The organism is Selenomonas sp. F0473 (assembly GCF_000315545.1).
Taxonomy (GTDB): domain Bacteria; phylum Bacillota; class Negativicutes; order Selenomonadales; family Selenomonadaceae; genus Centipeda.
The window spans coordinates 282,021-306,804 of sequence record NZ_JH992902.1 but is presented as its reverse complement, the minus strand read 5'-3'; the positions used below and the strand labels follow the sequence as shown (position 1 = coordinate 306,804).

Here is a 24,784-nt window from a genome sequence, read left to right as displayed (position 1 = left end):
TGCATTTTATTGAATACTCCTTTAAGGCCTCACAGGACCCTTTTAAAAGGCAACACCGATTTTTCTTATTATACTGTTTCCCGGCGGAAAAATCAACTATTACGGTCACGGGCTTTAAATCTTTTCCACCAACCGTTCGGCAAGCAGCGTATAGCGCCGCCGTGTCCGATCGTTGCTGACGGCGGTATAGAGCGCGGTCGGGTCGCCGACGATGATCACGCGTTTCTTGGCACGTGTCACAGCAGTGTAGAGCAGATTGCGCTGCAGCATGATATGATGCGCACGGACAAGCGGAAGAATAACGACGGCATATTCGCTTCCCTGACTCTTGTGAACACTCATCGCATACGCGAGCGTGAGCGCCGAGAGTTCATCCCGCGTATACGAAACCTCCATATCATCTAAGAAATGAACGCTGAGATGTTCGCCATCCATCCATGCGATCGTTCCGATGTCGCCGTTGAACACGCCCTTCGTGTAATCGTTGCGCGTCTGCATCACCTTATCCCCGAGGCGCAGCCCCGCCATTTCTGATTTTTCTGCCGTAGGCGGATTCAGCGCTGCTTGAAGGCGCCGGTTGAGCAGATCGACCCCGCACGCCTCGCGCCGCATCGGAGAGAGGACCTGCACGTCCATCACGGAGAGCGCCCCGCCGCTTTCCCGCAGCAGTTTTAAAGAGAGCGCAACGATTTGCTCCGCCGCCTCCTCGCTCGATGTTATGGGGAGAAAGGAAAAATCCGCTGCGGAAAACGCGGGCACATGCCCCCCGTTGATCGCATGCGCATTGTGCGCGATGGTTCCCGCGCTGTCCTGCCGGAAGATCTCTGTCAGGCGAATGCTCGGGATCACACCCGACCGAAGAATATCCTTGAGGACAGAGCCCGGCCCCACCGCCGGAAGCTGGTCCACATCGCCGACAAAGATCACGTGCGTCCCCGGCAGAACGGCCGTGAGAAAATGAAACATGAGCACAATGTCCATCATGGAGACTTCGTCAATGATGACGACGTCCGCTTCCAGCTGCATCTCTGCATCGCGCGCAAAGCGCATGGCGCCGTCTTCTCCGCCCTGTGCCTCGAGCATGCGATGGATCGTCGCGGCGGGCTTGCCCGTTGCCTCCGCCAGATGCTTCGCCGCGCGTCCGGTCGGCGCGCCGAGCATGATCTCAAGGCCCTGTGCCTCCAAAATATCGATGATGCTGCTTATGACCGTCGTCTTTCCCGTACCCGGGCCGCCTGTCAAAACGAGCACGCCGTGCTCGAGAGAGGCCGTCACAGCCGCGCGCTGCGCGGCGGCCAGTCTGACGTCATGGTTCGCCTCCCATGCGGCGACGAGCGCTGCGGCATCGTGTACGCGGATGTACGCCGCCTCCCGCTGGAGTGTCAGCAGCATCCGCGCTGTACGCTCCTCTGCTTGGTAGAGATGCGGCGGATAGATGAGCCGTTCCCCCATATCGTCAACGGCATAGAGCCGCCCCGTATGCACCTCGCGCGAGAGGATCTCCATCACATCGCCCCGACTGACGCCCAGCCGCTGTGCCGATCGATCCGTTAGAATATGTTCCGGAATGCAGCAGTGTCCCCCCGAGGCGATTTGAATGAGTTCGTAGGAAATGCCGGCGGTAATGCGCTCCGCCGCATTTTTCTCCCATCCTGCCGCTATGGCGATGGTGTCCGCCGTCATAAAGCCAATGCCGTCGATTTCCTGCGCTAAGCGATAAGGTGCCGTTTCCAGCACCTGCACGGCAAGCGATCCATATGCTTTAAATATACGTGCGGCATATCCTCCCGTTACGCCGTGATCTTCAAGCCAAAGCATGATGTCTCGAAGTTCGGCTTGTCTCATATAGGACGATACGATTTTATCGACCGTTTTAGGTCCGATGCCGGAAACTTCCTTCAGCCGATGCGGTGCGGTCTCAATGACGGCAAAAGAATCTGCACCGAAGCGTTCCACAATGCGTCTTGCCATAGCGGGACCGACACCCTCAATGCCCCCCGATGCCAAGAAACGTTCCATTCCCGCGGCATTCGTAGGTGCACTGATCTGCATCCGTACCGCTTGAAATTGACGCCCAAAACGCGGATGCGTGATCCAGCCGCCGATCAGTCGGACTTCTTGACCGACCAGAGGTGCCGCCCCCTTTGTCGTCGCGGTACACTTTCCCCGATTTTCCATGCGCAGACGAAATACGGAAAATGCACCGTCGCTCGATGAAAAAATAATATGATCGACTGTTCCCGTCAACTCTTCTGCATCCGGACGGAATCCGAGATTTTGTTGGATCTCCACATCAAGCCTCCATCAGCCGTTCCCATTTTTCATAACGCTGTGCGAGTTCCAGTTCTTTTGCGGCATACGCGTCGGCGACCGCGCTGCTGCGCAGCGGATCCGCCTGTGTTTCGGGCTTGTTCATCTCATATTCCAGGCCTTTGAGTTCCGCCTCCGCCATTGCGATTTCGGCTTCCATACGCTCTGTTAATTCTCGGCGTTTTTCTTCGCTCATACGATGCGTGCCAACCGCATTGGATTGAATGGAGACGGCGGCGGCATCTGATTTTTCGATCCTCCGTACGGATTGTACGGAGGCGGTTTTCTTTCTAGACTTTCCCTCGGAAACAGATGCGTTAGATTCTGCCTCGGCTTCCTTTTTCATCAGATAGTAACTATAGTTGCCAAGATATTCCGTGACATGTCCGTCCGCAAGTTCCAATATGCAGTTCGCAACCTTATCGAGAAAATAACGGTCGTGTGAAACGGCAATAAAGGTCCCCGGAAACGCCATCAGCGCTTCTTCCACCGCCTCACGCGCTGGAATATCCAAATGGTTCGTCGGTTCGTCAAGAACAAGGAAATTTGCACCCGTCAGCATGAGTTTTAAAAATGCCACGCGTGCCTGTTCACCGCCCGAAAGGGATCCGATACGGCGTATAACGTCATCGCCGTGAAATAGGAAGGCGCCAAGATAGCTGCGTGCAGTCTCTTCACTGAGACCAAACGTATAACATATTTCATCTAAAATCGTTTTGGCCGGATCGAGGCCTTCGTGCTGCTGTGAAAAATACCCGATTTTGACACGGCTGCCGATCTTCACACGACCGCTTGCCTCTAGTTCGCCGACAAGAATCTGCAGCAGCGTTGTCTTCCCCGCACCGTTTTCACCGATGAGGGCAACGCCGTCCCCCTTTCGAATCAGAAGAGAGACCCGATTGAGCACAGAACGGCTTTGATAGGAAAATGAGATATCTTCAAGCTCCGCCACACGCTGCGCACATTCCGGCGGCGGACTGAACGCAAAGTAGTTGAACGCCGCTGCTGCGGGCGGCAGCACAATGCGCTCCAAGCGATTCAGCTGACTTTGACGGCCGCGCGCCTGCTTGGATTTGATCCCCGCACGATAGCGGCTGATGTACTCCTCCGTCTTGCGGATATGGGCCTGCTGCTTTTCATACGCAGCCTGGAGAGCCGCACGCCGATCCGTCTTCACACGCATGTAACGCGTATAGTTTCCCGTATAGACCGTAACTTCGCGGTGATCGAGTTCAAGGATCCGTGTCGTTACGCGATCCAAAAAATAACGGTCATGTGAGATTAGAAGGACGCCGCCGCGATAGTTTTGTAAAAATTTTTCCAGCCACTCGATCATCCGGATATCGAGATGGTTGGTCGGTTCGTCCAAAAAGAGGAAATCCGGCGCCCGCAGGAGCGCCTTGGCGAGGCAGATGCGCGTCGTCTGCCCCCCGGAAAAATAGTGAACATTCTTTGCAAGATCCTCCTCGGAGAACCCAAGCCCGAACGCCACGCGGCGGATCCGGCGCTCAAAGTCGTACCCGTCCAGCGCCTCGAACCGCGCGACGAGATTCCCATAGGCGGCGAGTTCTTCCTCCGCCGCGCCCGCGGCGATGCGCCGCTCCATCTCCTCCTTCTGTGCGCCGAGATCGATGACGTCCGCGAAGGCCCGCCGCAGTTCCTCATAGAGCGTTCCATCCTCAAACTGTGCCTGTTGTTCCACGTAACCGACGGTATCGGCACGGTCCATCGACACCTGTCCCCCGTCCGACTCCTCTCGGCCGAGAAGCAGCCGCATGAGCGTCGTCTTTCCCGTGCCGTTGGCTCCGACAAGGCCGACCTTATCTCCCGGCAATATCTCAAAGTTCACGTTGGAGAATAAGGTGCGGATGCCGTAGGCCTTTTCAAGGTCCATGACTTTCAAGCTGCCCATATTACTCTTCCGTGCCCTCCTTTGGCTTTGATGTATTTTCGCCGTAATCTTTTCCTATAATGACAATGGCCTGATGCTCTCCCGCCCCGTCGACAGGCATGATCACACAGGGGAACGGCATGCCATAGAACATGTTCACATGCTTTTCCGCGGTCATAATGGCTGTCTTTGGCCGATCTGAGGATTGTCCCGTCTCCACGCTCGAAATACGGAATCCTTTCCCGCGCAAAATATCGGCGACTGCCGCGCCGGCACCGTCTATTCCACTGGAATTGATGACCATCACGGAAATATCTTGCGGCGTATCCTGTGCAGGTTCTTTACTTACAGACAGCCGCTCCCTCTGATTTTTTTCTTCGGCCGGCTTTTCCTTCATTGTTTCCTTTTTGGCGGCACGAGTCGCTTCAATTTCACGATTCCCTTCGGCAAGAAGCTCTTCGGAAGAAGGCAACGTCTCCTTCTCCGGTGATTCCTCCATCATCTTTCGCAGGCGCTCGGGCATATCCGCTTTGTATGCGGCATCATCATGCTCTGCCTGTGCGAGCAGCGCGGCTGGATAGTCGACCCCCACGCCTTCGAACAGAGCTTTTCTGGTCTCTACGATATCCGGAATCCAATAACTAATATCGCCAAGATAGGCCGGTGTGCCAATCACCGTCTGCATCGTCAGACCATTTGCTTCAACATCTTTAAACCGCTTGATCAGCGTTATGATCTGGCGTGCAGACAAATCTGTCTCGACGGCACGCGTCAGTTCGTCTATCACGGAAGATAAACGAGGAAGAACCTGCGGTGAGATCAGCTGTGCAAAAAACGCCCGCATGAATTTCTGCTGCCGTGCAATACGCCCGATATCTCCCTCGCCGTCGCGATAACGCACATACTGAATTGCATGGGCGCCGTCCATATGCTGCTCTCCCGGATAGAGGTCGATAACCAGTCCGCCGTTGTCATCCCACGGATCTTCATAATGCATGCGCTTCTCAACGTCGATATCCACACCGCCGACGGCGTCCACGATGCGTTCAAATGCCGATGTGTCGATTAGGATATAATGTGCGACGGGCACATCGAGCAGCGCACTGACGGAAGAAAGCGTCAGCTTGTGCCCGCCGTAGGCGTAGGCGTGGTTGATCTTATCGTAGCCATAGTTTCCAACGCGCGTGCGCGTATCACGCGGAATGGACAGTAAGGAAGCGCGTCCTTTTTCTTCATCGATTGCGGCAAGCATCAGCGTATCGCTGCGCCCGATATCCCCTTCCCTACGATCGACCCCCATAAGGAGCACATATGCCAATTCTTGCTCGTTATCTTGATGAAATCCGGTCATATCGCGCAGAGAGCCCGATAGATAATATCCCCCGATGTAATAAAAAGCGTAAACCAAGACAAAGGAAAACGCGAACACAGCTCCCGCGTATTTTATAAAAGTGCGGTCCTTTTTTTCCTGTGTATCGGATACCGTCTTATCCGTTATTTTTCCCACGCTGCACTTCGCCTCTCCCACAGTAAGAAATTTCATCTCAGTATAGCAAAAACGGGCATTCCATGCAAATGTACGGATTTTAGAAACCGTCCAAAACACGGGGAAATTTATCTAAACTAGGGATAAATTTCGATTTATGAAGGTATAAGAATAAACATACCGGACATATTGTTATCCGGTATGTTTAGACTCATCTATTTTGCAGATCAATAATACGCCGCGCCATCTCCTCTGTAGAAGTACAGCCGATTACGTCGTATCCCGCGTCTGTGATTTTTTGTCCCAGCGTTAAAATATGCGGCGCACGCAGCGACGCTCGTTCAAGTAGAGAGCTGTTGCGGAAGAGAACATTCGGCGCCCCCTCTCCGACCACCCGCCCGGCAGCAATCAGAACAAGATGATTTGCCGCACGCAGAATATCCTCCATACTGTGCGAGACGAGGATGACGGTCATATTCCGCTCTTTGTGAAGCATGGAAAGCAGCGACATCAACGATTCCCGGCCGCATGGATCAAGGCCTGCCGCCGGTTCGTCCAAGACGAGATAGCTGGGGCAAAGTGCAAGTACGCCGGCAATTGCGACGCGCCTCTGTTCTCCTCCGGACAATGCAAACGGAGAACGATCCCGATATGCGTCGTTCAGCTGTACGAGATCCATGGCATCCCGAACGCGTACATCTGTCTCTTGCTCCGAAAGCCCTTGATTCCTCGGCCCAAATGCGATATCTTCGTATACCGTCTCCTCAAAGAGCTGATGCTCCGGATATTGAAATACCATACCGACGCGAAGCCGCACTATAGATGCGGCTTTGCGTTCTTTGGCCGTCTTTCCGAAAAGCGGCACATCGTCTATAAAAATATCGCCCTTTGTCGGCGCAATCAAACCGCCGATCATTTGTATCAGCGTGGATTTTCCCGCACCGGTCTCTCCTGCAATCGCCGTAAAGGATCCATCCTGAATTGTCAGTGAGAGATCGTGCAGCGCCGTATGCGACAGGGGCGTGTCCTCCATATATGTGTAGGAGACGGATTCTACTCGAATAGGCACCGTATCAACTCCTCATCTGTCAATATGCGCGGCGGGAGTTTCATTCCTTTGCGGCGCAGTCGTTCCGCTAGGTCGGCTGCAAGAGGAACGTCGAGGCCTAACGCCTTCACGCGCCGCGTATCGGAAAAAACTTCATGCGGTGTACCGTCTATGACAATCTGTCCCTCATGCATCAGTACGATTCGATCGGCGGCAATCGCTTCCTCCATAAAATGTGTGATATAGACGATGGTCATACCATATTTTTCATGCAACATCCCGACTGCGGACAGAACTTCCGCACGCCCCCGCGGATCAAGCATCGCCGTTGGCTCATCAAGCACAAGCGCGCGCGTCTGCATCGCGAGTGCTCCCGCAATGGCGACGCGTTGTTTCTGTCCGCCCGAAAGAAGATGCGGCGAATCATGCCGATGAGATTCCATACCGACGAGTACAAGCGCATCCCGCACACGCTTTCGAATCTCTTCCGGAGGGATGCCGAGATTCTCTGGTCCAAAGGCAACGTCATCTTCGACGACCGCCGCAACGAGCTGATTATCCGGATTTTGAAACACCATACTAACGTCCTGCCTGATATGAAGTCGTTGTGCCGGATCAAGCGTATCTCGTCCGCCGATCGTGCAGTGTCCCTCCGTGGGGAGGAGCAATGCATTCAGATGGCGCGCAAGTGTCGATTTTCCGGAACCGTTCGCCCCCAGGACTGCCACAAACTCACCGGTACAAATGGACAGAGAGATGTCGTTGAGGGCCTTGTGTGGCGCAGCATCCTCCGCTCCGTAAATATGCGTCACATGATCCAGACGGATGAACGGTGTGTCCTTCATTCTGTCAACATCCACCATGAACCCCCGGCATCTTTTTTTCCTTCTCCATATTATGAACTTTAACTCCGTTTAACTTTTGATCTTTTCTTTGAACCGCACATGGAACACTGTGCCTTTCCCCGGCACGCTCTCAAGTGAAATATGTCCGTGATGTGCCTCCACAATCTCGCGGGCGATGGCAAGCCCCAGGCCGTTTCCGCCCATTCGACGAGAACGAGCCTTATCCACACGATAGAAACGATCGAAGATCCGCTCCCGATGCTCCGGCGCTATGCCGATTCCTGAATCCGATACGGAGAGAAGGACTTCCCCTTTATCCGCTGTGACAGACAGCTTGATATGCCCGTGCTCCGGCGTATACTTGACGGCGTTGTCCACGAGGATTAGGATCAGCTGTCGTATTTTCTGCTCGTCCGCACACAGTTCCGCCTTTTTCGGCAAGACCTCTTCGATCACGATATCCTTTTTCTCAGCAAAGGGACGCATAATGCGTACAGTCTGCTGTGCCGCCGCGACAATATCCATACGGATCATTTTCAATTGGCTCGCCTTGCCGTCTGTGCGGGCGACGGTGAGGAGATCCCCCACCAATTTGGTCATCTTCTTGACCTCATCACGAACGTCTTCAATGACCTGTTTTAAAAATGGAGAGGTAATCGACGTATCGCTGCGCAGAAGATCCGCTGATGCCAGCACGACAGCAAGCGGCGTACGCAGTTCATGAGAGGCGTCGGCGGCAAATTGGCGCTGACGCTCATATGCTTCCCGCACAGGCTTCATGGCACCGCCGGAAAGAATGTATCCGATGCCGGCAGCAAAAACCAGCGCAGCGCCACCCAAAACGGCAAGCGCCGACGTCGCTTTCTCCATACCGTTATACATAGCGGTAACATCCTTACCGACATATACCGTCTGCAGAGGAAGCGGCGGATTAACGACGGTCTGTGCCGTCATCATGAGCTTTGTCTGCCCCCCGCGCTCATCGGTCTTTGTAAATACACGGACCTCACGTTCGGGAGCATTCCACGTTCCTATGATATCGAGAATAAACGACTCGATACGATATGAGGCACGTGAAAATTTAATCAATCGCCCCTCTTCGTTGAACACATAGTAGAAGAGGCGATCATTCATGCTGCGGTACAGCTGGGCCTCATCCGTATCGGCACCCGGATGGAGTTCGTAATATGCCTGTGATTCCGCGATACTGTTCGCCGTGTCAAGAAGTTCGCGTGCCTGCTCCGACGTAATTGCCCACTCCATTGTTTTATGCATCGCAAAGAGGAGGACGATGACTAGTCCTCCCATAACGAGCGCGTAGCGCAGCATCAGCCGCAGCCGACTGCGGCCGAATATATTCTGCTCGTTCAAGGCTGCGGCTCCAGCTTGTAGCCTACGCCGCGAATCGTCTTGATCGCGGAACCTTCGCCGGCGGCATCCAGCTTTTTGCGCAGCATTTTCATATAGGAATCAATGTTATTCGAGCTGACATCAGCCTCAAGACCCCAAATACGATCCAGTATAATGTCGCGCGGCACAACGATACCGATATTCTGCGCCAAAAGATCGAAGAGCTGGAACTCGCGTGGAGAGAGTTGGATCATCTTTCCGTTTTTTTCGAGAATATTGGCCGTGCGGTTGAGTTTAAATCCGCCGATCTCATCCACCTCATGCTGAATCCGCTGTGTCGAGCGTCGGCCGAGCGCACGCAGACGCGCGAGCAGCTCCGAAAACTCAAACGGCTTGACGAGATAGTCGTCCGCCCCCGCATCAAGGCCAGCCACACGATCCTCTACGGAATCCCGTGCCGTCAGCATCAGAATGGCGCGATCGTAGCCGTTGCTGCGCAGACGCGCGCAAGCGTCCACACCGCTTTCTCCGGGCATCATCCAATCGAGGATCAGGATATCATACTCCGCATACATCGCATATTCGTAGATATCGTCCCCGTCGGTCACCCATTCCACCGTAATATTATTTTGTTCCAACATATATTGGATCAGCTTTCCGAGACGCAGATCATCTTCCGCTAGAAGTACCCGCATAATATCATCTCCCGGCGTATGTCAAGTTTTATGTATACCGCATAAAAATTATACGGAAACGAGGTGAAAGATAGCTGAAAAGAGCCCTACGAGGCGGCATGGTCGGGAGCGATCATGCGAAAAAACACAAAAGTGCCGAGCGCGTATCCGGTCACCATGATGAGAGACATAGGAAGCGCGGTATGATCTCCCGCGATCCCGACAATCGGCATCATACACGCACCGAGGAGCATGGAGAAACAGCCGATCAGCGCGGATGCGCTGCCTGCGTTCTTTCTCTGCCGCGAGAGTGCGAGAGAAAAACTGGCGGCGCCCATGACCGAGAGCGGCACGACAGTCATAAAAAGGAGAAATACGATAATGAGAAGCGGCGCCTCAAAATAAAAACCGGCCAGGAGTAAAATGCTGCTAAAGAGCGGAACGAGGACGGAATATTTGAGCAGCGTTACATCCGGAACCCGTCCCGCAAGTCTTGCGGGAAGAACGCCGGAGAGGAGAAGTCCTAAACCGATGATGCCAAAGATCAGACTATATCCCTGTGGAGATACGCTGTATATGTTTTGGAATACAAAAGAGGAACCGGATAAATAGCAAAAGAAGGCGCCGAATACGAAACACTGGAGAAAGCAATGCCCTAAAAAATATCGATTTCTGAGCAGTATGGGAAATTTCTTCAAAGAATCCGAAACATTATCGCTGCGCCGCTCTTTTGGCAGCGTCTCATTATAGGCAAGTGTCGCTCCCGCAAGACAGATACCGATGATCGTCAGCAAAACAAACGTCGCACGCCAGTCGGCGAAGAGCAGTATTTGTCCGCCGATTACAGGCGCGAGGATCGGCGCAAATCCGTTGACCATCATCAGAACGGAAAAGAACTGCGTGAGTTCGGCTCCTTCGCACACATCGCGGGCGATGGCACGCGCGACGACGATACCGCTCGCTCCTGCAAATCCCGCAAAAAAACGAAAGAACAAAAAATAATAGATATCCTCGGCCAACACGCAGCCGAGCGTCGAAGCGATAAATACGAGCATGCCGACAAAGAGCGGACGCTTGCGTCCCAATAGATCGCTGAGCGGCCCCGCAAGAATCTGACCAATCGCCATCCCTAGGGTCGTCATTGTAAGGGTCATTTGGACAAGCGACGTGGGAACGCCAAAATCCGCCTGTACCTCCGGCAGTGCCGGAAGGTACATATCCGTAGAGAGCGGAGCAATTGCCGTCATGATTCCCAGAAATACGGTCAGCCAAAAGCGTCTGCATCCGGTCAAAGCCATCTTGGTTCCTCTTCCTAGCGTATTTCAGCGTACGGGGCATGTATCGCTGTCGTTGTGGTCGCCGCGCTTTCTATATGAAATCAGCCATGCCTTGATCGTCTCCCATACGGCCGTTGCAATGACGATTCCGGCGGCGATAGAGACCGCATAGAGAAATGTTTTGATCCCCTGCGTCCCGAATTTTCCCCAATCTCCGGAGACCGCATAAAACATGGTGCGGTACAGCGCTCCCCCCGGAACCATCGCAATGACGCCGATGATAAGGAAGATGGTTGCGGGACATTTATAGAACCGTGCGAGGATCTCCGCCGCAATCGTTGCGAATACGGCCCCTGCAAAATACCCTGCAAATTCATTCCAGTCGAGTGCGACGAACAGCATGGTAAAGGCCCACGCCCCCATGCATACGAGCGCTCCCATCCCCGCATCTTTGATATGCCCGTGAAAGAGCATGTGAAAGCAGAACCCACCCGTAAGTGACGTCAGCAGGTAGACCCACCAAAGTGTGTCAAACGCAATGATCGTCCCCGTCGCGCTGAATGCAAACCCCGCCGCGATCAGCAGGCTCAAAATAATTGCTTCCGCACTTTTTAACAGCCCTGAAATGGTCTCCTGACTGAACATGTCCCGAATGGAGTTCATCAGCGCCAGTCCCGGGATCACAGGCATAATATTGCCCATGTTAATTGCCGCGGGGTGAATATCCATGCCGAACCACAGAACCGAGTTCGCGAGCATTCCGCCGACGAAGCTCAGCAGGACAAGCGAACAATAGGCATTCAGCTTTGTAAGACTAAGACCGTACTGCAGCAGACGCAAAAGGGCTCCCACACCCCCCGCACAGACCGCATCCTCCAGGCGCCCGCCGAAGAACGCGGAAAAACTCGCCGCGATGAGCGCCCAATAAAACACAGATGCCTTGAGAGAGAGCTGCTCCATCGCATCAATCCGGCGGATCCGTTCCTTAATTTCATCGGATGTGCGCGGCTGCGCACAGATCTCCCGCGAGAGCTGGTTGAGCGCCTTGAGGCGCTGAAAGTCAAAATTCTGCGGTGGAACGCGGCGCATCTGCGTCAGCACGCCGATATCTGCCCCGCGGATGGTGACGACGATGCTTGATGTGATCACCATAACGTCGACATGACGCACGCCGTAGGCACGGCATATGAAGTCGATGGTACGCTCGACGCGGCTGACCTCCGCGCCGGCAACCAGCATCCGCTGCCCGATATCGATGGCACGCTCGAGAATATTGTTGATATTGATGCGCTGTTTTTCGTTTATCATAGTGAACATAGTTATAACACGATTCTACCATCTTGTCATCTTTTTGATAGAAAAACAGCAGAGCCGAGGCTCTGCTGCGTATTTTATAGAAAATTGTTATTCGACCGTAACGGACTTTGCAAGGTTCCGCGGCTTATCTACATCGCATCCGCGCGTAATGGCCGCATAGTAGGAGAGCAGTTGAAGCGGGATTACCGACAGAATCGGCATGATGAACTCGTCCGTTGCCGGCACATAGATCACATGGTCCACGTACTTTTGAAGTTCCGTATCTCCCTCCGCAGCGATGCCGATGACGACGGCATCGCGCGCTTTGACCTCTTTGATGTTGGAGAGCGTCTTTTCGTAGACATTCCGCTGGGTCGCAAGCGCAATTACGGGAACCCCCTCGACAATCAGCGCAAGGGTACCGTGTTTCAGTTCCCCCGCCGCATACGCCTCGGCATGGATATAGGAAATCTCCTTAAGCTTCAGCGCCCCCTCAAGCGACACCGAGTAATCGAGTCCGCGCCCGATATAGAAGACATCCTCATTGAATCCGTACTGTTTCGCGAACGTCTTGATCGGCTCCACATCGGAGAGAATCTCCGAGACCTGCGAGGGAATCTCCTGTAACTGCGTTACGAGTTCCGCCGTGCGCGCAGGCAGAATCGCCCCCTTGATCTCGGCCATGTAAAGGGCGAGCATAAAGAAGAGTACAAGTTGTGTCGTATATGCTTTTGTCGATGCAACGGCAATCTCCGGACCTGCCCATGTATAAACAACCTGATCCGCTTCCCGCGCGATCGACGATCCGACAACATTTGTAATCGCAAGCGTCTTTGCACCTCGCCGTTTAGATTCCTTGAGTGCAGCGAGCGTATCGCTCGTCTCACCGGACTGGGAGACGACAATCAGCAGCGTGCTCCCGTCCACAATTGGATCGCGATACCGGAACTCGGAGGCGACGTCTACCTCGACGAGGACGCGCGCCAGTTTTTCGATGTAGTATTTTCCTACGAGCCCAGCATGGTAGGCGGTACCGCATGCAACGATGTAAATCTTGTTGAACGAATTGAGATAGTCCGCATTCCACGCCAGTTCTTCAAACGAAATCGCCTTTTTGTCATTCGTAATACGCTGGCTCATCGTATCGCGGACGGCCTTGGGCTGTTCGTGAATCTCTTTGAGCATGAAATGCTCGTAACCGCCCTTTTCCGCTGCTTCGGCATTCCACGTAACCTCAAACACCTTCTTTGTAACGAGCTGTCCCGCACGGTCGGTCACCTGAATGCCGTCTTTGCGGACAACCGCAAGCTCGCCGTCACCGAGAATATACGTGCGGCGGGTGCGCGAAATGATGGCCGGAATATCGGACGCAATGAAATTCTCCCCCTCGCCGAGACCGATGATGAGCGGGTTATCCTGCTTCGTGCAGATCAGCATATCGGGGTGTTCCTTGCTCATAAAGGCAAGCGCATAGGATCCTTCAATGCGGCGCAGAACTTCGCGCACTGCGGCAACGAAGTCTCCCGCATAGACTTCCTCCAAAAGATGCGCTACGACTTCCGTATCCGTCTCGGACTTAAATTCATGTCCCTTGGCAATCAGGTCTTCCTTAAGAGACAAATAGTTCTCAATGATGCCGTTGTGCACGACGGCAAAGTCTCCGTGGCAGTCCGCGTGAGGGTGTGCGTTCACATCGGACGGACGGCCGTGCGTCGCCCAGCGCGTATGGCCGATCCCGAGACTGCCGACCGGCATACGTCCTTTAATCTGCTCACGGAGGGCGGCAAGGCGCCCGACGCTCTTCTCGATGCGAATTTTTCCGTTTTCATAGACAGCGATACCGGCCGAATCATAGCCGCGGTATTCCAGTTTGGACAATCCGTCCAATAGGAATTCCGCCGCTTGGCGATCTCCGACGTATCCGACAATTCCACACATAAATATACCTCCTGATCGATAGAATATCTCTCAGGGAATTTCGCTCGATCCACGGCTTTGTCCACGGGGTCGCCCCCATGCTTTGACCGCAGACTCTCGACAGAGCGTGCCGGAAGGCATCCGCTGACGGCTCGACAACCTTCTCCTCGTCCTCTGAATATATCCGTACTAAATTCAGAGCCAGCGCTAAGAACCTTGTTCTTTTCAATAAAAGAAATCCCCGCGTATCATTGATACACAGGGACATTCTATCCGAAATGGTCTAGGAAGTCAATTGCGCGCTACATAATGGCTGAAACTGCCGACGACAAGCTGTGGAAATTCCGCATGAAGCCGTATTCATAAACGCACGGGGTCCGATAACGGCATCAAATCGAAAGGCGTCAGCGGAACATGTGCTTCGGCGAATACGACCGAGGGCATCCACGCCGCGCACTTCAGAAATATTAGCTTTCGCATCGGTATAGAGGGGCCTCACAGTACACTTTGGCATTCATTTCGCTTCGATTCTTTCCGTTTTATGGGCTTCATCCGTTCCCTCATATTCTCTGTTTTTCTTCTTTTGCGGGTTATATCGGTTCATCGCCATATCTACGCCGTCCGTGACGATACACTCCATGGCCGGCAGGAGATATGCGATAGCTTCGCGTATGCGCGGCGCATCTTCCTCGGAAAACGGCGCCAGCACGTGGTTGATGACCGTCCATCCTGCGGGCGGACGCCCGATGCCGATACGAACGCGCGGAAAATCCTCTCCGCCGATATGCGCAATAATGGATTTGATGCCGTTATGTCCGCCGGAGCCGCCCTTGCGCCGAATCCGTACCGTACCTGCCGGAATATCCATATCGTCATGGACGACGATGAGCTCGGCAGGTTCGCATTTGTAATACGAAAGCATTGGACCAAGCGCTGTGCCGCTGTCGTTCATATAGGTCTGCGGTTTCACCAAAAACACCTTTTCGCCGGCGATACGCGTCTCACCCACAAGAGAGGAGAACGCCTCTTTCCATGTGAGCCCGCCGATGCGGTTCGCAAGCGCATCTACCAGCATGAACCCGACGTTGTGTTTCGTCTGCGCATATTCTGCCCCGGGATTCCCAAGTCCCGCAATTATTTTCATAGAACATGCCCCTTAGGTCGGGTCGCCGACAAGAAACAGATAACCCAGCACGACAATACCGAGCGCAATTCGATACCATCCGAATGCCGTGAAATCGTTGCGTTTGATATAGCGCAGGAGGAACCGAATGGAGAGAATCGACACGATAAACGCCGTCGCCATACCGAGCGCAAGGATAACGAGCTCCGCGCCCGTATAATGCCACCCGAATTTGACGAGTTTAAGGAAACTGGCGCCGAACATGACGGGAATGGCGAGGAAAAATGTGAACTCCGTCGCCACGTACCGGCTTGCGCCAAAGATGATGCCGCCGAGAATCGTCGCCCCCGATCGGCTGGTACCGGGAACGAGCGAGAGCACCTGAAATACGCCGATGATGAACGCCGTTCGGTAATCGAGCTGCGCGAGATGCTCCACACGCGGCGTTCGCGTCTTGTTCCAACGCTCTACGAGAATAAAGAGAATCCCGTAGAAAATCAGCGTGGATGCGACGACGGGCGCATTCATAAAATGTTCTTCCATATACTTGTTAAATGCAAGGCCGATGACCGCTGCCGGAAGGCATGCGACAAGGACCTTCCCCCAAAGATCAAAAGTTTCGCGCCGCTCCTGCGCCGACTTGCGCTTTAAGAACGGATTGAGCTTTCCGGCATTCAGCACTACAACGGCGAGGATCGCACCGAGCTGAATTACCACAAGGAACATATCCATGAATGCCTTTGTCACATTCAATTGAATAAACTCATCGATAAGAATCATATGCCCCGTACTCGATACGGGCAGCCATTCGGTCAGGCCCTCAACGATACCTAAAACAACGACTTTTAACAATTCCATCAGCGATAATTCCAAAATTCTGAACTCCCCTCAATCGTAAAATCCTGCCCATTATATCATATTTTTCCGGCATCTGCATAATTTACAGAGGAACCTCGCCGCATATGCATAGAAAAAAGGCTGCCCCGGCAGCCTCTTTTAACTTAAAATTGAGATCGTTTATACAAGCCCTTGTGCGAGCATAACATCCGCAACTTTTGCAAACGCGGTAATGTTCGCGCCGGCGACGAGATCGTCCGGGTCGGCATAGAGCTCCGCATTTTTCTTCGCGTTCTTGTAGATGTTCACCATGATGTCCTTAAGACGCCCGTCGACTTCGTCGAACGTCCACTGGAGACGCTCGGAGTTCTGCGACATCTCGAGAGCGGAGACCGCGACGCCGCCGGCATTCGCCGCCTTTGCGGGAGCAAAGAGGACATGGCTGCTCTTAAAGTATGCGATCGCGTCGAGGGTCGACGGCATATTCGCGCCCTCGCCGACAGCCTTCACACCGTTTGCAACGAGCAGCTTTGCGGAATCGAGATCGATCTCATCCTGTGTTGCGCAGGGCAGCGCGACATCGCAGCGGATGGACCAAATGCCGCGGCAGCCCTCATGGTATTCCGCATTCGGGTGCGTATTGACATATTCCTTGATGCGGGCGCGGCGGACTTCCTTGATGTCTTTGAGCGCCGCGAGATCGATGCCGTTCGGATCATAGATATATCCGTTGGAATCCGAGCAGCTGACCACTTTTGCGCCGTACTCCTGCGCCTTTTCGATGGCATAGGTCGCCACATTGCCCGCGCCGGAAACGACAACGGTCTTTCCCTTTAAATCAATGCCCTTTGCATCGAGCATGTTCTTGACGAAATAGAGGAGTCCGTAACCCGTCGCTTCCGTACGTGCGAGACTTCCCCAGTAATCGATGCGCTTCCCCGTCAGGACGCCCGCATCATACGAATCGCGGATGCGCTTGTACTGTCCGAAGAGGTACCCGATTTCACGTCCGCCGACACCGATATCCCCCGCGGGAACATCGACGTTGAGCCCGATGTGGCGATAGAGTTCTGTCATAAAGCTCTGGCAGAACCGCATTACTTCGTTGTCCGAACGGCCGTGCGGGTCAAAATCGGAACCGCCCTTGCCGCCGCCGATCGGCAAACCCGTCAGCGCATTCTTAAACACCTGCTCAAAGGCAAGAAATTTCAGAATATCAAGCGAAACGCTTGGATGGAAGCGCAGACCGCCCTTATAGGGGCCAATCGCGCTGGACATCTGCACGCGGTAGCCGCGGTTGACCTGAATCTCTCCCTTGTCGTCCACCCAAGGGACACGGAACGAGACGACGCGTTCCGGCTCAATCATCCGCTCTAAAATCTTATGCTCCTTGTATTCCGGATGTTTCTCCAACAGGGGGACAACGGAGGTCAGAACCTCCTCCACCGTGTTCTTGAAATGTGATTGTTCAGGGTCACGTTTGGATACGAGACCGAGAATATCATTGACATACTGTTTCATGTTGGACATGATGTCTCCCCCTTTTTCATAGTTCAACCGGCTCCGCAACGAACGTGACTGAGTATAGCACAGGGCCGAAATCTTGTATAGAGATTCCCGCCATGAATACAATATGCAGACGAAATACAAAAGAGAGGTTTCCGCGGCGTATGCGGAAACCTCTCCGGTCTTTATCTTTATAAATGATAAGGTTCTCCACGGTTGATTTTAAACGCGCGGTAGACCTGCTCCATCAGCATTAATCGAACGAGCTGATGAGGGAATGTAAAATGTGAGAATGACAGCCGCAGATCCGCTGCCTGCCGCACCTCGTCAGAGAGGCCGAATGGGCCGCCGATGAGAAAGACGATATGGCTCTTTCCCGCAAGACAGAGCCTACCGACTCTTTCCGCCAACTCCTCTGAGGAAAGCTCCGTACCGATGACGTCGAGCACAATGAGATACGCACCTTTCGGAATCTGCGCACGCAGACGCATCCCCTCGCGGCGGAGTGTTTCCCGTTTCTCCGCCGCAGAAGGCGCATCCTTCATCCGCTCCTCCGGAATCTCAATCATATACACGTCTGCATAAGTCCGCAGGCGCTTCGTATATTCGGCGATGCCGTCGCGCAGGTATTGCTCTTTGAGTTTCCCCGCACATAGAACGGTGATCCGCACTTATTTGTCTTCCTGCGGCATCTCTTCGAGCACGACGTCAGCCTTATGCTTCGTATCGTTGCGGTCATAGGTAATCGTCACCTTATCGCCAACCTGATATGAGGCGATCTTATTGCGCAGATCGGCAACGCTGTTGATCTCTTCTCCATTGATCTCAAGGATAATATCGCCCCGCTGGAAGCCCGCCTTGCCGCAGGGACCGTCCAGTGCGAGGCGGAAGATGTAGACGCCCTTGTCGATGTTGAGTTGATAACCGTAACGTTCCGCCGTCGTCGGATCAAAGACGGACACGCCGAGATACGGACGCGCGACATAACCTTTTTCAATCAGTTCATTAACGATGGTCTGCACGGTATTGATCGGAATAGCGAATCCCATCCCCTCGACGCCGGTTGCCGCAACCTTGGCGCTGTTGATGCCGATGACTTCGCCGTCCGCATTCACGAGCGCGCCGCCGGAGTTGCCGGGGCTGATGGCCGCATCCGTCTGAAGGAGTTTCACGCGTTTATCGCTGATATCGAGCGTACGGTTCAGCGCGCTGATGACGCCTGCCGTAACGCTGCCCTGAAACTCGAGCCCCATCGGGTTGCCGATGGCGATGGCCGGCTCCCCGACCACGATGTTGTCAGAGTTGCCAAACGCAGCTGTCGGAAGATCATTCGCGTCTACCTTGACAACGGCAAGGTCTGTAAACTCGTCCTTACCGATGAGTTTCCCCTTGAGACTCCGTCCGTCGGAAAGAGAAACGACGATTTCCTTCGCGCCGCTGACGACATGATTATTCGTTACGATATATCCGTCTTTTCGAAAGATGACGCCGGAACCGACGCCTTCGGTTTCTACGGGATTATTGAACCAATCCCGTGCGACGGCCTTGTTCGTAATACCGACGACGGCGGGGCCGACCACCTTTGCCGCGCGCACGACGGGCGTATTGCGTGCCTCGGACAGCCCCGAGACGTCGACGGTCTGTGTCGGTCTTATGCCTCCGACGCTGTTGTCTGCGGCTGTCCCCATAGAGCATCCGCCAAAGACAATGATGGATGCGGCGGAAATGGCCGCGATGAATACCGCGCCCTTACGGCGCCGCAAAGCAGAACGGAAATTCATAAAAGCATCTCCTTTGTTATATGATCGTCTCCGCTCCGCCCTCTGGCAGACAGGATTCGATATCCAAAACGACGCCGTGGGCGGAGAGAATATCATGAACCGTATCATGAGCAAGTCCGGGCCGGTTATTCTCTTCGGACAGATGAGCGAGATAGACTTTACGCGGGTGTTTCTTCATTCTCATGAGCGCCCACGCCGCCTCATTGTTGGCAAGATGACCGCGGTTCGACAGAATGCGGCGTTTGAGCGGCCAAGGATACCCGCCGCGCCGCAGCATCTCGGGATCGTGATTTGCCTCGAGAACAAGCACGTCCGCCCCGTCGATTGCATCCTGCACACTGTCCGTTACAACGCCGAGATCCGTGGCAAGGGTGCAGCAGGCGGAGCCTTCGATGCGGAACCCGCAGGGCTCCGCCGCATCATGAGAGGTGGCGAAGGGCTGTACGCGCACGCTGCCGATGGAAAATTCGCCCGTGATACTGTGCATATCGTCGTCGGCAAGCGATGCGGCATCCTCAATGTTCTCGAGCGTTCCCCGTGTGGCAAGAACGGGCAGCCGGTACTGTTTACAGAGAGCCCTGAGTCCGCGCACATGGTCGATATGCTCATGCGTCACAAGAACCGCGTCGAGCGATTGCGGAACAACGCCATACTGTGTAAGAGACTTTTTGATCCGTGCCGCCGATATGCCGGCATCAATGAGCAGCCGTATGCCGTCCAGTTCGACGTACACGGCGTTCCCTTTGCTTCCGCTCGCCAGTATGGATACCCGCAATCCCCCGTCTCCTCTCTGCGCATCATCATATTCCGTTTGCCTGTAAATTTCCTGCAAAATTTATATGAGACAATTTAAGATATTTGCTTTAGTTCTTCCCGCATCTCAGCAATTCGTGCCATAACTTCATCGGAAAAGCCATCCAGAGCATCTTTGCTCTTTCGATCTCCTTGAAATGAAATCGGCCGCCCATACATAATGCGTAAGGCGGGAAATTTCCCGCCGTAGGCAAAGATGCGATGTGAATTCAAGATCGCAACGGGCACGACGGGCGCTCCCGTCATCGCCGCAAGCAGCGCGACGCCTGCCTCGGGTTTTTGCAGATCCCCCGTCTTGCTGCGCGTTCCCTCCGGAAACAGTCCGAGAATGCGGCCCTCTTTGAGTACCTGCACGGCTGTTTTAATAGCGCTGCGGTCAGATGCGCCGCGCTTTACGGGAAATGCGTGACAGCGGCGGATGATGCCGCCGAAAATAGGATTTTCAAACAGCTCAATCTTCGCCATATAGCTCACGGGGCGGTCGATGAGGCTTGCCATGAGCGGCGGGTCGGCGTTGCTCGCATGATTCGCCGCTAAAATGACGGCGCCCTCCTTCGGTATGTTTTCACGGCCGAAGACGCGCGTACGGAAAATGACATAAAAAATCAAGCGAAAGAAATATTGAAAAAAGGCGTATACCATAATAACGCTCCTTATTCTATGCGCAGAGTTCGAGAATGCGTTCCACAACGGCCTCAATCGAGAGTCCCGTCGAATCGATGAGAACCGCATCGTCCGCCTTGCGCAGCGGAGAGATTGCGCGCTCTCTGTCCTGCTTGTCACGCGCGGCAATCTCTTTTTGCAGCTCATCCAAATCGACATCGTAGCCCTTCGCCTGCATCTCCTTACAGCGGCGACGCGCACGCTCTTCGACCGAGGCGCTGAGGAATACTTTGACATCCGCATTCGGGAGGACGTTCGTTGCGATATCGCGCCCATCCATGACAACCTTGCCCGAGGCCGCCATCGCGCGCTGGAGTTCGACCATCTTTTCACGTACGGGGCCCAGCGCCGCCACACGCGAGACGATATGCGTCACCTCGGGGCTGCGAATCTCCCCCGTCACATCCGTGCCGTCCACAGTGACATGCAGTGTGCCGGATACGGCAGACAACTGCACGTCGATATCCCGAACCGCATGGAGAATCGCCGCATCCGTAACAGCCCCGTCATGTCGGAGCGTCTTCCACGCCACGGCGCGGTACATAGCCCCCGTGTCAATGTAGGTATAGCCGAGACGTTCCGCAACAATTTTTGCAACGGTGCTCTTCCCTGCCCCCGCCGGCCCGTCGATGGCAACGATACGTTTCATAGTTCATTCCTCCGATGCTTTGCTCAGCCGCTCTAACTGTGTGAAAAAACTGGGATATGAGATATTGACGCTGGAAGGGTCTTCGATGTCGATGCCGCCGGCCGCAGCCCCCAGCACAGCGAGAGACATCGCCATGCGGTGGTCTCCGTGACTGTCGACTTGTCCGCCGTGAACGGGACGTTTCCCGTGAATGACGAGGCCGTCTTCCAGCTCTTCAACACTGCCCTGCGAGACCTTCCCAAACTCTGTGGCAATTGCATGCAGGCGGTCGGTTTCCTTCACACGCAGCTCACCCGCGCCCGTAATTACGGTATCTCCTTCGGCAGAGATCGCCGCCACAGCGAGAATGGGAATCTCGTCGATGAGACGCGGCATGATGTCCGCGCCGAATCTTACGCCGTGCAGATCGGCGGCCTCCACGGAGAGGTCGGCCATGCGCTCGCCGCCGCTCGTGCGTTCATTCCGCTGCGAAATGTGCGCCCCCATCTCATTGAGGATATCCAAAATCCCCGTGCGCGTCGGATTCACCCCCACGTTTTTGAGCAGGAGACGGCTGCCCGCTATGATGCTCGCCCCAACGAGAAAATATGCCGCGGAACTGATATCGCCCGGCACTGTGATCTCCTCGGGTGGACGGTATTCCTCTTCATGTTCCGGCGGAAAGATATGCACACTGCGCCCCGTGCGTTCCACGCGGATGCCGAATCCCGTAAGCATGCGCTCCGTATGGTCGCGCGAGACGAACGGCTCCGTCACGCTCGTCGGCGCGTCCGCATACAGCCCCGCGAGCAGCACGGCGGACTTTACCTGTGCGCTCGCAACCGGGCTGTCATAGGTGATGCCGTTTAGTTTCCGACCTGTCGGGACAATACTGAGCGGCAAATTGTTGTTGTCGCTGCGGCCGTAGATGCGCGCCCCCATTGCTGAGAGAGGTCGGAGCACACGTCCTATCGGCCGCCGCGAGAGCGATGCGTCTCCCGTAAATACCGAAAAAAACGGCTGCGGCGCGAGCAGCCCTATCATCAGGCGGAGCGTTGTCCCAGAGTTGCCGGCGTCGAGTATGGACGCGGGTTCAGAGAGGCCGCGAAAGCCGCGCCCCGTCACCGTCAGCTCATCCTCTTTGAGAAAATCTACGCGCGTGCCGAGCGCGCGCATCACGCCGACCGTTGAAAGGCAATCGGCGGCATGGAGGAAGTTCTTGATATGAACCGGCGTGCTGCCAAGTCCGGCGAGCATTACGCTGCGATGCGAGATGGACTTATCTCCGGGGATATCGATTTCTCCCGTCCAGCCGCAAAGGGCGGGGGCAATTTTTTTCACTTCCGTCATGGATTTCATTCCCCCTCTAGATTCTGTACAGCATGATACCCCGCCGCATGCCCCATCGAGAACGCCGCCTGCAAATTATAGCCGCCCGTAAAGCCGTCCACATCGACTACTTCTCCCGCGAAATAAAGCCTGCGCACGAGCTTGGACGCCATCGTACGCGGGTCAATCTCGCGCGTGTCTATGCCGCCCGCGGTAACAATCGCCTCCGCAAGGGGGCGCGTTCCCGTAACCGTGAGCGGCAGCGCCTGCAGCGTTTGAACCAATCGATTGCGTTCCTTTGCCGAGACCTGTCCCGCGGGACGCTCCGGCGAAAGCTCTGCGGTGCGGAGCACGATGTCGATGAGCCGGTGCGGCAGTAAATCGACCATGCCGTTATGCAGCTGTTTCCGCTGATATTTTGAAAAATCTCGGTCTATCCGCGTACGGAGCACATCCGGCGTCAGCGCGGGTTTAAGATTCAGCCGAAGGTCCAGCCGATGCGCCCCCTGCGAGAGAAGTTCGGACGCGCGGCGGCTGAGGCGCAGGACGATCGGTCCCGTAACGCCGAAATGCGTGAACATCATCTCGCCGAACTCCTCCGCCTGCTTTTTCCCCGCGTGATAGAGCGCCGCACGGACATTGCGCAGAGAGAGCCCCTGCACGTCCCGCACCCACGGCTCCGCCGTACAGAGCGGAACGAGCGCAGGAAAAATCGGTGTGATATGATGTCCCGCCGCGCGCGCCATCTTGTAGCCGTCGCCCGTCGAACCGGTGAGCGGATAGGACGCGCCCCCAACGGCGACAATCACGGCATCCGCCGAAACGGTATCGCTGCTCTGCAGCCGTACGCCGCACACAGCGCCGTTCTCCGCGACGATATCCGCCACAGAGGTCTGCGTGCGGATATCCACATGCAGCTGGTGCAGATGATGCAGCATCGCATCTACGACATCGGCGGCAGAATCGCTTTCGGGAAATACCCGATTGCCGCGCTCCACTTTGAGCGGCACGCCCGCCTTCTCAAAGAACGCCATCACTGCCGCATTGTCAAACGCACGGACGGAACTGTTGAGAAAGCGGCCGTTTCCCACGATGTTTTTGATGATTTCCGGCACATCATCTGCGGTCGTGACGTTGCAGCGGCCTTTTCCTGTGATCATCATCTTGCGGCCGATACGCTGCATTTTCTCGAGCAGTAGAACGCTCCCGCCGCATTCTGCGGCTGCCGCCGCCGCCATCATCCCTGCGGGGCCAGCGCCTACGATCACAATCCGCTTCACTGCATGTCACCCCCGAAAGTACTCTAAGTTCACGTATCTCCTCCGCCGTCAAATACCGCGCGGCGCCGCAAGGAAGGCCCTTGAGCGTCAGCATCGCAAAGCGAACGCGCCGCAGCGCGCATACGCGGCATCCGACGGCGGCGAACATACGACGTACCTGCCTGTTGCGCCCCTCGTGGATGATGACCTCAACCGTCGTACTGCCGTGGTCTTTCCTAAGGATGCGCACGCGTGCCGGCGCCGTTTTGCCGTCCTCGAGCAAAACGCCGCCGCACAGGCGCCGAAGTTTCTCCTCTGTCACGTCTCCCGTAACCTGCGCATGGTACACCTTATCGATTTCAAAGCGCGGATGCAGCAGCCCCTGCGTCATGGCGCCGTCGTTCGTGATGAGGAGGAGCCCCTCCGTATCGGCATCGAGGCGCCCCACGGGATAGAGCCGTGCGGAGGTATCCGGCAATAGATCAAGGACCGTCTTTCGTCCGCGATCGTCATATGCCGTAGAGATGCAGCCGCGCGGCTTATTGAGAAGGATATAGATATGCTCGGCAGGGAGCCGTACGGGAACGCCGTCCACAGCAATCTCATGCAGCGCGGGATCATATTTGCAGCCGAGTTTCGCCACACGAGCGCCGTCCACGGTCACATGCCCCGCACGGATCAGCTCCTCAGAGCGGCGCCGTGAGGCAATACCGGCATTGCTGAGAATTTTTTGCAGTCGTTCTTCCATCCA

20 protein-coding genes and 1 pseudogene are annotated in these 24,784 nt (G+C 55.1%); all 21 read right to left on the bottom strand.

Going from position 1 to position 24,784, the window contains the following annotated elements; genetic code table 11:
• Nucleotides 1-114: 114 nt before the first annotated feature.
• Nucleotides 115-2,292, bottom strand: coding sequence for an ATP-dependent RecD-like DNA helicase (locus HMPREF9161_RS01440; RefSeq protein ID WP_009727895.1), 2,178 nt, complete (start codon nucleotides 2,290-2,292; stop codon nucleotides 115-117).
• A gap of 1 nt (nucleotide 2,293) precedes the next feature.
• On the bottom strand, nucleotides 2,294-4,222 hold the full coding sequence (locus HMPREF9161_RS01435; RefSeq protein WP_009727894.1) for an ABC-F family ATP-binding cassette domain-containing protein: 1,929 nt from the start codon (nucleotides 4,220-4,222) through the stop codon (nucleotides 2,294-2,296).
• Between the two features lies 1 nt (nucleotide 4,223).
• Nucleotides 4,224-5,744, bottom strand: a complete 1,521-nt coding sequence (locus HMPREF9161_RS01430; RefSeq protein WP_084786774.1) for an LCP family protein — start codon at nucleotides 5,742-5,744, stop codon at nucleotides 4,224-4,226.
• A 154-nt stretch (nucleotides 5,745-5,898) separates the two neighbouring features.
• Nucleotides 5,899-6,756 carry an energy-coupling factor transporter ATPase gene (locus HMPREF9161_RS01425; protein ID WP_009727892.1) on the bottom strand — a complete coding sequence of 286 codons (858 nt, stop codon included), beginning with the start codon at nucleotides 6,754-6,756 and terminating at the stop codon, nucleotides 5,899-5,901.
• A complete protein-coding gene (locus HMPREF9161_RS01420; protein ID WP_037348753.1) occupies nucleotides 6,741-7,580 on the bottom strand; it encodes an energy-coupling factor transporter ATPase in 840 nt (279 codons plus the stop codon). Before HMPREF9161_RS01420 ends, HMPREF9161_RS01425 begins: the two co-directional genes overlap by 16 nt.
• Nucleotides 7,581-7,649: 69 nt before the next feature.
• Complete coding sequence (locus tag HMPREF9161_RS01415) at nucleotides 7,650-8,951, bottom strand: cell wall metabolism sensor histidine kinase WalK (RefSeq protein ID WP_009727890.1); 1,302 nt, start codon at nucleotides 8,949-8,951, stop codon at nucleotides 7,650-7,652.
• The gene (locus HMPREF9161_RS01410; RefSeq protein ID WP_009727889.1) at nucleotides 8,948-9,625 is read right to left on the bottom strand and encodes a response regulator transcription factor; all 678 of its coding nucleotides are present in this window, start codon (nucleotides 9,623-9,625) and stop codon (nucleotides 8,948-8,950) included. The genes HMPREF9161_RS01415 and HMPREF9161_RS01410 overlap by 4 nt, the downstream gene beginning before the upstream one ends.
• An 86-nt stretch (nucleotides 9,626-9,711) precedes the next feature.
• Nucleotides 9,712-10,902: a multidrug effflux MFS transporter gene (locus HMPREF9161_RS01405; RefSeq protein WP_009727888.1), complete on the bottom strand. Its 1,191-nt coding sequence runs from the start codon at nucleotides 10,900-10,902 to the stop codon at nucleotides 9,712-9,714.
• A gap of 24 nt (nucleotides 10,903-10,926) precedes the next feature.
• Nucleotides 10,927-12,198, bottom strand: a complete 1,272-nt coding sequence (locus tag HMPREF9161_RS01400) for a threonine/serine exporter ThrE family protein (protein ID WP_009727887.1) — start codon at nucleotides 12,196-12,198, stop codon at nucleotides 10,927-10,929.
• Nucleotides 12,199-12,285: 87 nt separating this feature from the next.
• The gene (gene glmS, locus HMPREF9161_RS01395; RefSeq protein WP_009727886.1) at nucleotides 12,286-14,115 is read right to left on the bottom strand and encodes a glutamine--fructose-6-phosphate transaminase (isomerizing); all 1,830 of its coding nucleotides are present in this window, start codon (nucleotides 14,113-14,115) and stop codon (nucleotides 12,286-12,288) included.
• Between the two features lie 493 nt (nucleotides 14,116-14,608).
• Nucleotides 14,609-15,238: an aminoacyl-tRNA hydrolase gene (gene pth, locus HMPREF9161_RS01390; protein ID WP_009727885.1), complete on the bottom strand. Its 630-nt coding sequence runs from the start codon at nucleotides 15,236-15,238 to the stop codon at nucleotides 14,609-14,611.
• A 12-nt stretch (nucleotides 15,239-15,250) separates the two neighbouring features.
• Nucleotides 15,251-16,075 carry an undecaprenyl-diphosphate phosphatase gene (locus HMPREF9161_RS01385; protein WP_009727884.1) on the bottom strand — a complete coding sequence of 275 codons (825 nt, stop codon included), beginning with the start codon at nucleotides 16,073-16,075 and terminating at the stop codon, nucleotides 15,251-15,253.
• Between the two features lie 159 nt (nucleotides 16,076-16,234).
• Nucleotides 16,235-17,584, bottom strand: coding sequence for an NADP-specific glutamate dehydrogenase (gene gdhA / locus HMPREF9161_RS01380; RefSeq protein WP_009727883.1), 1,350 nt, complete (start codon nucleotides 17,582-17,584; stop codon nucleotides 16,235-16,237).
• A gap of 167 nt (nucleotides 17,585-17,751) precedes the next feature.
• Nucleotides 17,752-18,231 (bottom strand): 23S rRNA (pseudouridine(1915)-N(3))-methyltransferase RlmH, encoded by a 480-nt coding sequence (gene rlmH / locus HMPREF9161_RS01375; protein ID WP_009727882.1) that lies wholly within the window; start codon nucleotides 18,229-18,231, stop codon nucleotides 17,752-17,754.
• A complete protein-coding gene (locus HMPREF9161_RS01370) occupies nucleotides 18,232-19,341 on the bottom strand; it encodes a S1C family serine protease (RefSeq protein WP_009727881.1) in 1,110 nt (369 codons plus the stop codon).
• A 16-nt stretch (nucleotides 19,342-19,357) separates the two neighbouring features.
• Nucleotides 19,358-20,116, bottom strand: coding sequence for an MBL fold metallo-hydrolase (locus tag HMPREF9161_RS01365; RefSeq protein ID WP_009727880.1), 759 nt, complete (start codon nucleotides 20,114-20,116; stop codon nucleotides 19,358-19,360).
• Between the two features lie 74 nt (nucleotides 20,117-20,190).
• Complete coding sequence (locus tag HMPREF9161_RS01360; RefSeq protein ID WP_009727879.1) at nucleotides 20,191-20,796, bottom strand: 1-acyl-sn-glycerol-3-phosphate acyltransferase; 606 nt, start codon at nucleotides 20,794-20,796, stop codon at nucleotides 20,191-20,193.
• A 16-nt stretch (nucleotides 20,797-20,812) separates the two neighbouring features.
• A complete protein-coding gene (gene cmk / locus HMPREF9161_RS01355; protein WP_009727878.1) occupies nucleotides 20,813-21,466 on the bottom strand; it encodes a (d)CMP kinase in 654 nt (217 codons plus the stop codon).
• A 3-nt stretch (nucleotides 21,467-21,469) separates the two neighbouring features.
• Nucleotides 21,470-22,795 (bottom strand): 3-phosphoshikimate 1-carboxyvinyltransferase, encoded by a 1,326-nt coding sequence (aroA, locus tag HMPREF9161_RS01350; RefSeq protein ID WP_009727877.1) that lies wholly within the window; start codon nucleotides 22,793-22,795, stop codon nucleotides 21,470-21,472.
• A gap of 5 nt (nucleotides 22,796-22,800) precedes the next feature.
• Nucleotides 22,801-24,054: an NAD(P)/FAD-dependent oxidoreductase gene (locus HMPREF9161_RS01345; protein ID WP_037348521.1), complete on the bottom strand. Its 1,254-nt coding sequence runs from the start codon at nucleotides 24,052-24,054 to the stop codon at nucleotides 22,801-22,803.
• Nucleotides 24,055-24,112: 58 nt separating this feature from the next.
• A pseudogene (locus tag HMPREF9161_RS01340) lies at nucleotides 24,113-24,781 on the bottom strand (pseudouridine synthase); the annotation flags it as partial.
• Nucleotides 24,782-24,784: the final 3 nt, after the last annotated feature.

Excerpts from the sequence above, each read along its gene's own strand:
- HMPREF9161_RS01420 (WP_037348753.1), bottom strand. The coding sequence starts at position 7,580 with ATGAAGGACACACCGTTCATCCGTCTGGATCATGTGACGCATATTTAC.
- HMPREF9161_RS01410 (WP_009727889.1), bottom strand. The coding sequence starts at position 9,625 with ATGCGGGTACTTCTAGCGGAAGATGATCTGCGTCTCGGAAAGCTGATC.
- HMPREF9161_RS01400 (WP_009727887.1), bottom strand. The coding sequence starts at position 12,198 with ATGTTCACTATGATAAACGAAAAACAGCGCATCAATATCAACAATATT.
- gdhA (WP_009727883.1), bottom strand. The coding sequence starts at position 17,584 with ATGTCCAACATGAAACAGTATGTCAATGATATTCTCGGTCTCGTATCC.
- HMPREF9161_RS01405 (WP_009727888.1), bottom strand. The coding sequence starts at position 10,902 with ATGGCTTTGACCGGATGCAGACGCTTTTGGCTGACCGTATTTCTGGGA.
- HMPREF9161_RS01385 (WP_009727884.1), bottom strand. The coding sequence starts at position 16,075 with ATGGAATTGTTAAAAGTCGTTGTTTTAGGTATCGTTGAGGGCCTGACC.
- glmS (WP_009727886.1), bottom strand. The coding sequence starts at position 14,115 with ATGTGTGGAATTGTCGGATACGTCGGAGATCGCCAAGCGGCGGAATTC.
- pth (WP_009727885.1), bottom strand. The coding sequence starts at position 15,238 with ATGAAAATAATTGCGGGACTTGGGAATCCCGGGGCAGAATATGCGCAG.
- aroA (WP_009727877.1), bottom strand. The coding sequence starts at position 22,795 with ATGACGGAAGTGAAAAAAATTGCCCCCGCCCTTTGCGGCTGGACGGGA.
- HMPREF9161_RS01430 (WP_084786774.1), bottom strand. The coding sequence starts at position 5,744 with ATGAAATTTCTTACTGTGGGAGAGGCGAAGTGCAGCGTGGGAAAAATA.
- cmk (WP_009727878.1), bottom strand. The coding sequence starts at position 21,466 with ATGAAACGTATCGTTGCCATCGACGGGCCGGCGGGGGCAGGGAAGAGC.
- HMPREF9161_RS01360 (WP_009727879.1), bottom strand. The coding sequence starts at position 20,796 with ATGGTATACGCCTTTTTTCAATATTTCTTTCGCTTGATTTTTTATGTC.
- HMPREF9161_RS01370 (WP_009727881.1), bottom strand. The coding sequence starts at position 19,341 with ATGAATTTCCGTTCTGCTTTGCGGCGCCGTAAGGGCGCGGTATTCATC.
- HMPREF9161_RS01435 (WP_009727894.1), bottom strand. The coding sequence starts at position 4,222 with ATGGGCAGCTTGAAAGTCATGGACCTTGAAAAGGCCTACGGCATCCGC.